Source organism: Streptomyces kebangsaanensis, assembly GCF_001906585.1.
GTDB classification, from domain to species: domain Bacteria; phylum Actinomycetota; class Actinomycetes; order Streptomycetales; family Streptomycetaceae; genus Streptomyces; species Streptomyces kebangsaanensis.
In genome coordinates this window covers 25,226-32,110 of sequence record NZ_JUJA01000008.1, presented here as the reverse complement: position 1 = coordinate 32,110, position 6,885 = coordinate 25,226, and the positions used below count along the sequence as shown (strand labels likewise).

The following is a 6,885-nucleotide window of genomic DNA, read 5'->3' as shown; positions in this document are numbered from 1 at the left end:
GGCCGGTGGTGTTGTCGTGGTCCCCGGCGGGTGGCGCCGAGGACGCACGGATACGGCTCACAGCAACAGCAGGTCGTGCAACGAAGCCATGAGCAGCAGACACCCGATCACCGCAAGGAAGATCATCAGCGGCGGCTGGGATAGGGCGAAGAGGCAGCCGCGCCGCTCGCCCTGCGGCGGCGCGGACTCACTCTGTGTCGTGTCCACCATCTCGGGGCGATGATGACGCAGCCGGCACCCGTGACGCGATCAACACGCGCGTAATGTGCGGGAGTTCCCGGTTTCCGTGATCTTCGTTTCGCTTCGGCGCAAGCCTTGATCGTTTACGGCCGGAGAACGAGCGTCATATGCCGTGCTTCTTGAGGATGGCCTCGATGTCGCTGAAGTCGTCCTCGCCCCCGGACCCTGTCGCCGGGCGGGAGGCGGGAGGGCCGGTCCGGCGGGTGGCCGGGCCCAGGGACGGCGCCGACGCCGCCGGAGCCACCGCGCCCCGGCCCGTCGCACGGGCCGCCTCCTCGCGCTCCTGCCGCGTACCGCCGCGGCGGCGCTCGACCGCCCGGGTCGTCAGGAAGAGCAGCCAGGCGCCGCCGAGCAGGCCGAAGCCCGCCCAGGCGGTCGGACTGAAGGCCGTGTCGGCCAGCCAGCCGACGATCCCGGTCATCACCAGGCCGACGGGGACGAGGGAGTAGGCGGCGATACGGGCCGCGGCGAGGAAGCGTTTGCGGTAGGCCGTGACCGCGGCGATGCCCAGGCCTGCCGCGGAAACGGCGGAACAGACGGTCTCGGCAATCATCCGGTCCTCCAGTCGGGACTCACCGGGTCGGGGCTCACCGGTCGGGGTGGTTCGTCCCTTCCATCCTGCACCGTCCGGCACTCGGGAAGCCATGTTCGGAGCGGACATCAGGGAGATCTCCGGGTCGCCTCCTCCGCGGGTGCCGGGGCCTGGGAGACTGGGCGCATGAGCGACTCCTCCCCCGCGTCCACCGCCGTTCTCGACGTCTGGTGCGAGCTGCAGTGTCCCGACTGCCGTACCGCGCTGGAGGATCTGCGGGCCCTGCGCGCCCGGTACGGCGACCGGCTGGAGCTGCGGCTGCGGCACTTCCCGCTGGAGAAGCACAAGCACGCCTTCGCCGCCGCGCAGGCCGCCGAGGAGGCCGCCGAGCAGGGGCGGCTGTGGCCGTACGTGGAGGCGGTGCTCGCCCGGGTCGAGGAGCTGGACCGCGGGGGCGAGTCCGTCCTGGTCGAGGTGGCCCGTGAGCTGGGTCTGGACGCCGAGGAGTTCGACACCGCGCTGATCGACGGCCGGCACATCCTGATCGTCGACGCCGACCAGGCCGAGGGCAAGGCGATCGGCGTCACCGGCACGCCGACGTACGTCGTCGGGGGCGAGTGCCTGGACGGCGGCAAGAGCCAGGAGGGGCTGCGCGAGCGCGTCGAGGAGATCGTGGACCGTCTGCTGGCCCAGGGTGCCTGAGCGGTCAGAGCAGTCCCTTGTAGAAGGAGTGGAGCACCGGCCGGTAGCCCAGCGACTCGTACAGTCGCTCGGCCGGGGTGTTGCCCGCGAAGACGTTCAGGCCCAGGACGCGTCTGCCCGCGGCCACCGCCTGGGCCTCGGCCAGCAGCATCAGGGAGCGGCCGTGGCCCCGGCCGCGGAAGCGCTCGTCGGCCTCGACGTCGTAGACGAAGGCCCGGTCCTCGGTGATCGCCAACCACAGTGTGCCGACCGGGGCGCCCTCGTGCTCCAGGACGCTGAGCAGCATGCCCGGGGTCGCGGGCCCCTGGGGCAACTGCCGGGCGTGGTCGTCCTCCGACTTGGCCCGTGCCTGGTCGGCGGGTACGCCGCGGTCGATCCAGCTCCGGGCGTAGGCGGCCTTGCCGCGTTCGAGCCACGGCCCGTACTCGGCCTCGGTCATGGGCCTGCCCCGGCTGCCGACGGGCAGTCCGGGTGCGGTGGTGCCGAGCTGTTTCTCCATGCCGCGGTTGCGCTCGACGTAGCCGAGTGCCGTGACGAGCCGGAGCGCTGCCTCGGCGTCGGCGGGCACGGCGGCCTCGATCCGCTCGCAGCCCCAGCCGCGCGCCACCTCCTCGGCGGCGAGCGCGGCCACCGTGCCGCGGCCCCGCNCCGCCGGCGGTCCGGCTCGTCGATGCGCAGGTCGAGGACGCGGGCGACGGCCGGCCCGAAGACGGGGTGCGTGGTCAGGCGGATCCCGCCGACGGGCCGGCTGTTCACGCACACCTGGTAGCGGCGTGAACGGGTCCCGTCGGCGTGCTGCTGAAGCGGCTCGGTCGGCCGCAGGGTCGTGGTCATCAGGGGTGTTCTACCCGCTGCGGCGCCGTGGGTCAGCCGAATATGTGCCGCTCCTACGGATCCAGGTCGTCCCCGGACCGCTCCTCGAAGACGCGCATGGCCTTGGCCGTCACCGGGCCCGGTGCGCCCGGCAGTTCGCGGTCGTCGACGCGGTGGACGGCCTGGATGTCGCGCAGGGTGGAGGTGAGGAAGATCTCGTCGGCCCGCCGCAGGACGTCCAGCGGCAGATCGGTCTCCTTCGCGCCCGTCCACTCGACGGCGAGCGCGCGCGTGATGCCGGCGAGGCAGCCGGAGGCGAGCGGCGGGGTGTGGATCTCGCCGTCGAGGACGACGAAGACGTTGGAACCGGTGCCCTCGCAGAGCCGGCCGACGGTGTTGCCGAACAGGGCCTCGGTGGCGCCGTGCTGGTGGGCACGGGCGAGGGCGACGACGTTCTCGGCGTACGAGGTGGTCTTCAGACCGGTGAGCGCGCCGCGCTCGTTGCGGGTCCAGGGGACCGTGACGACGGCGGTGGAGTCGGGGCGGCGGGTGGTCTCACCGAGGGCGACCACCAGGGTCGGGCCCTGGTCGCCGCGGTCGGAGCCGAGGGGGCCGTGTCCGCCGGTGTAGGTGATGCGCAGCCGGCCCAGCGGCATCGGGTTGGCCTCGAGGACGGCGGCGCAGGCGCGGCGGACCTCGTCGTGGTCGGGGTCCGGCAGGCCGAGCCCGCGGGCGGACCGGGTGAGCCGGTCCAGATGGCGGGTGAGCGCGAACGTCTTCCCGCCGGTCGCCTTCACCGTCTCGAAGATGCCGTCGCCCACGGTCAGTCCGTGGTCGAGAACGGAGACGCGCGCGGACTCGATGTCCCGCAGCCCGCCGTCGAGCCAGATCTTCACTGGTTCCTTACCTCGCATGTCCGTGCCGGGTGCGTCGCGTCGGCCGGGGTCCGGAGGGTGTCCCCCGGGCCGGCACAGCACTGTCGCAGTCCCTCTCAGCTTTCCTGGTACGTCCCCGACGCTACTGCGAGCAGCCGGGCCGCCTTCAGTTCGGTCTCCCGCCACTCCCCCTCGGGGTCGGAGTCCCAGGTGATGCCGGCGCCGGCGCCGAAGCACAGGACGGCCGTTCCTCCCCCGGGCTCTTCGCACAGGGGGGACCCCCGGCCGGCGCGGTCGATCCAGAAGGTGCGGATGCCGACGGCCAGCTCGCCCACCCCGCGGTCGGCGTCGACCCAGCCGATGCCGCCGCAGTAGGGGCCGCGGGGCGCGGTCTCCAGGGCGTCGATGATCCGCAGGGCGCTGGACTTGGGGGCGCCGGTGATCGAGCCGGCCGGGAAGGCGGCGTCGAGCAGCTCCGGCCAGCCGACGTCCTCGCGCAGCTCGCCGCGGACCGTGGAGACCAGGTGGACCAGGCCGGGGTGCTTCTCGACGGCGCACAGGTCGGGCACGGTGACGCTGCCGGTGGCGCAGACACGCCCGATGTCGTTGCGGACCAGGTCCACGATCATCACGTTCTCGGCGTAGTCCTTCTCCAGCAGCTCCGCCTCGGTGCGGGCGGTGCCCTTGATCGGGCCGGACTCGACGATCCGGCCGTCGCGGCGCAGGAAGAGCTCGGGGGACGCGGTGGCGATCTCCACTCCGTACCCGGGCAGGCGAATCGTTCCGGCATACGGCGCCGGGTTGCCGCGGGCCAGTACGGCGGTCAGGGCGTCCACGTCGGCGTCGGGCGTCACGGGCGCGGAGAGCACGCGGCAGAGGTTCACCTGGTAGACCTCGCCGGTCGCGATGTGCTCGCGGACGCGGCGTACGCCCGCCGTGTACGCGGCGCGGTCGAGGGAGGACGTCCAGTCGCCGGCGGCCGGACCCCGCCAGGCGCCGGGCGCGGGGGCCGGCACGGGTTCGTGCCGCACGTCACGGAAGCGGGCGCAGGTCAGACGGCCCTCGTAGTCGGCGGCGACGGCCCAGAAGCCGGTGGAGTCCAGGGCCGCGGGGTCGCCGGTGACGTCGGCCAGGCCGGTGGCGACACGGTCGCCGAACCGGGCGAGAGGAGCGAGGTCGAGCACGTCGAGAAGTGTAGGGCGGGCCCGGCTCGCCGGGTCCGGGCGTGCCGTTCCGGGCGCCTGAGCAGGTCGCGGAGTGGGCGCAGCGCAGCACGCTGCGCAAACGCGTTTTTGTACTGGCCCCGGAATCCGCTAGAGTTCAACACGTCGCCGGGCCGCGTGAGCGGACCGAAACGACAGGCGGACGTAGCTCAGTTGGTAGAGCGCAACCTTGCCAAGGTTGAGGTCGCGAGTTCGAACCTCGTCGTCCGCTCGAGGGAAGAGGGGATCTCCCGGTCCCCTCCACTCCTGGTGGAGTGGCCGAGAGGCGAGGCAACGGCCTGCAAAGCCGTCTACACGGGTTCAAATCCCGTCTCCACCTCCAAGGACGATTAGCTCAGCGGGAGAGCGCTTCCCTGACACGGAAGAGGTCACTGGTTCAATCCCAGTATCGTCCACTGGATCCACTCGAAGATCCACCCGCGCGATTAGCTCAGCGGGAGAGCGCTTCCCTGACACGGAAGAGGTCACTGGTTCAATCCCAGTATCGCGCACGCAGTGCCCATGATCCGCTCCGGAGCGCGATCGTGGCCCCGAGGACGATTAGCTCAGCGGGAGAGCGCTTCCCTGACACGGAAGAGGTCACTGGTTCAATCCCAGTATCGTCCACACACCAGGAAGCCCCCGGCCGTCTCGTGCGGCCGGGGGCTTCCTCATGGACTCAGCTGGAGAACAGCATGCGGCCGAAGCTCCTGTGCCGCTGGTGGCCGTAGTGCCCGTGGCCGCCGTGCGGGGCGCCCCAGGCGGGGGCCGGCGGGGCCGGGTAGGCCTGCGCGGGATAGCCCTGCGGGGCGGGCGGGGGCGGCGGCGCCGGCTGGGTCCACTGGGCCTCCAGGCGGGTCAGTGCCTCCAGCTCGCCGTAGTCGAGGAAGATGCCGCGGCAGCCACTGCACTGCTCGATCTGAACGCCGTTGCGGTTGTAGGTGTGCATCGGCGCATGGCACTTCGGACACTGCATCGTCGGCTCAACTCCTCGCCGGTCGGTACTGCTTCGGGCCTCACAGGGACGGACTCCGTCCCGTCACGGTCGGTTGCACCCTATGCCGTCGGCCCCTTCGGCACATCGCCGGCCAACTCCGGCGGGAGCCCGCCCATTCGGTCGCAGGCGTCGACCACGGCCTGTTCGACCTCGTCGAGCGGGCGACCCGCCTCGGTCGCCCTGACGACTGCCAGCGCGGCGGTCTGGACGGTGAGGGCGCGGGCCGGGACGTCCAGGGCGGGCCAGGGGTCGCCGTCCGTGGGGACGGCCGGGCCGCCGGCCGTGCGGTACGCGGTCAGGAAACGGGTCCACTCGTCGGGCGGGAGCAGTCCGCAGGCGTACCAGGCCGCGGGGCGGCCCAGGTCCCAGGCGGGAACGCCGGTGCCGAGGTCGTCGACGTCGATGAGCAGCCAGGGGCCGTCCGGGGCGGGGTGGCGGACGAGCTGGCCGAGGTGGAGGTCGCCGTGGCAGAGGGTCCGGCCGTCCGGCATGGGGGCCTCGGCACGGGCCCAGGCCGGGAGACCCGCCCAGGCGCGCAGGACGGCGCGCGCGGCGAGGTGGCCGGGCGCCGTGTCGCGCAGGCGGACGACGGCCCGGGCGGCCTTGGCGGGGCCGCGCATGAGGGGCAGGGCCGGTGGGGCGGGGCTGTTGTGGAGGCGGGCCAGCAGGGTGGCGGCGGCCTCCCAGGGGGCGGCGTCGGGGGTGTCCGGGTCCACCGGGGTGCCGTACGGCCAGAAGGTCACGAGACGGTCGTGGAGGGCTTCGGGGCTCTTGGTGAGCGGGGGCAGCAGGATGCCGGGGAGGTGCGCGGCCGTGGTGAGGCGGAGGGCGAGGCCGGTGGCGTCGGTGTGGGGGGCGTGGGCCTTCGCGACGGTGCTCGCGTGGCGGACCACGGTGGCGTCGGGGCGGTCGGCGAGGGTGACGGGTGCTCCGCAGGGGCAGGGGTTCGTGTCGCGGTGGGCCTCGGCTTCTGCTCTGCCGGCCAGCTCGGGTACGAGGTCTGTCACGGGGCTTCCTGGGTGGGGCGCCGGCCTTGAGCGTACGGGGTGAGCCGACTGTGGGCCGAACGGTGCCCGGTGCTGGTGTTCAGGGAGTGCCGCCGCGCCCCCCGTGCCGCCCCGGCGGCACGACTGCCCGCAGCCATGTCAACCGGGTCGGCTACGGACAATGCCGGCGCAGCTCCCCAGCTGCGCCGGCATTCTGCCGTCCGCCGCACCCCCGTCCCCACGGGGTTTCCTGGATGGGTGTCCCCGCCCGGACCGCTCTTCCGGGCCTGGGGTCGCCGCTCAGCGCCCCAGCACCGCACCCACGGACGACGCCTGTGCGGCCACTGTGTCCCAGCCGTCGAAGACGAGCAGGAGCAGGGCCGCCAGGGGAAGGGCCATCAGCGTCGCCACCAGGGGGTGGCGGCGGCCCGTACGGCGGGGGCGCGCGGCGCGTCCCCGGGTGCGGAGCAGTGTCCGCGCTGCCGTCAGGGCCATGGTCCCTCTCCCGGCCGTCTCGGTTGTCGTCGGCGGCGGCGGG

Annotated in this window: 8 protein-coding genes, 5 tRNA genes and 2 pseudogenes; 6 read left to right on the top strand and 9 right to left on the bottom strand. The window is 73.2% G+C overall.

From position 1 onward, the window contains the following. Positions 1 to 57: 57 nt before the first annotated feature. A complete protein-coding gene (locus tag RH94_RS41090; protein WP_181446997.1) occupies positions 58 to 210 on the bottom strand; it encodes a hypothetical protein in 153 nt (50 codons plus the stop codon). 133 nt (positions 211 to 343) lie between these two features. Continuing rightward, positions 344 to 793, bottom strand: coding sequence for a hypothetical protein (locus RH94_RS00445; RefSeq protein WP_073945695.1), 450 nt, complete (start codon positions 791 to 793; stop codon positions 344 to 346). Positions 794 to 958: 165 nt separating this feature from the next. Here RH94_RS00445 and RH94_RS00440 point away from each other — a divergent pair, with 165 nt between their 5' ends. Then, complete coding sequence (locus tag RH94_RS00440) at positions 959 to 1,474, top strand: DsbA family protein (RefSeq protein ID WP_073945694.1); 516 nt, start codon at positions 959 to 961, stop codon at positions 1,472 to 1,474. A gap of 4 nt (positions 1,475 to 1,478) precedes the next feature. Here RH94_RS00440 and RH94_RS00435 read toward each other — a convergent pair. From RH94_RS00435 to RH94_RS00425, 4 genes and pseudogenes are all read right to left on the bottom strand, one after another. Beyond that, positions 1,479 to 2,121, bottom strand: a pseudogene (locus RH94_RS00435) (GNAT family N-acetyltransferase); the annotation flags it as partial. A gap of 1 nt (position 2,122) precedes the next feature. Further along, positions 2,123 to 2,308 (bottom strand): annotated as a pseudogene (locus RH94_RS41700) (GNAT family N-acetyltransferase); the annotation flags it as partial. A 53-nt stretch (positions 2,309 to 2,361) separates the two neighbouring features. Beyond that, positions 2,362 to 3,183, bottom strand: coding sequence for an aminotransferase class IV (locus RH94_RS00430; RefSeq protein WP_073945693.1), 822 nt, complete (start codon positions 3,181 to 3,183; stop codon positions 2,362 to 2,364). 95 nt (positions 3,184 to 3,278) lie between these two features. Beyond that, positions 3,279 to 4,346 carry a chorismate-binding protein gene (locus tag RH94_RS00425; protein WP_073945692.1) on the bottom strand — a complete coding sequence of 356 codons (1,068 nt, stop codon included), beginning with the start codon at positions 4,344 to 4,346 and terminating at the stop codon, positions 3,279 to 3,281. A 177-nt stretch (positions 4,347 to 4,523) separates the two neighbouring features. On the opposite strand from RH94_RS00425, the gene RH94_RS00420 reads away from it, so the two are divergent. The 5 genes from RH94_RS00420 (at position 4,524) to RH94_RS00400 (ending at position 4,991) form a co-directional block, all read left to right on the top strand. Then, positions 4,524 to 4,596, top strand: a tRNA-Gly gene (locus RH94_RS00420). Positions 4,597 to 4,633: 37 nt separating this feature from the next. Next, positions 4,634 to 4,707, top strand: a tRNA-Cys gene (locus RH94_RS00415). A 1-nt stretch (position 4,708) separates the two neighbouring features. Next, positions 4,709 to 4,780: transfer RNA gene (locus tag RH94_RS00410), tRNA-Val, on the top strand. Between the two features lie 24 nt (positions 4,781 to 4,804). Then, a tRNA-Val gene (locus RH94_RS00405) sits at positions 4,805 to 4,876 on the top strand. Positions 4,877 to 4,919: 43 nt separating this feature from the next. Beyond that, positions 4,920 to 4,991, top strand: a tRNA-Val gene (locus RH94_RS00400). A 52-nt stretch (positions 4,992 to 5,043) separates the two neighbouring features. On the opposite strand, the gene RH94_RS00395 is transcribed toward RH94_RS00400, so the two are convergent. The 3 genes from RH94_RS00395 to RH94_RS00385 form a co-directional block, all read right to left on the bottom strand. Beyond that, the gene (locus RH94_RS00395; RefSeq protein ID WP_073945691.1) at positions 5,044 to 5,340 is read right to left on the bottom strand and encodes a TFIIB-type zinc ribbon-containing protein; all 297 of its coding nucleotides are present in this window, start codon (positions 5,338 to 5,340) and stop codon (positions 5,044 to 5,046) included. 80 nt (positions 5,341 to 5,420) lie between these two features. Further along, positions 5,421 to 6,368 (bottom strand): phosphotransferase family protein, encoded by a 948-nt coding sequence (locus RH94_RS00390; RefSeq protein WP_073945690.1) that lies wholly within the window; start codon positions 6,366 to 6,368, stop codon positions 5,421 to 5,423. Between the two features lie 279 nt (positions 6,369 to 6,647). Then, positions 6,648 to 6,842, bottom strand: a complete 195-nt coding sequence (locus RH94_RS00385; protein ID WP_073945689.1) for a hypothetical protein — start codon at positions 6,840 to 6,842, stop codon at positions 6,648 to 6,650. Positions 6,843 to 6,885: the final 43 nt, after the last annotated feature.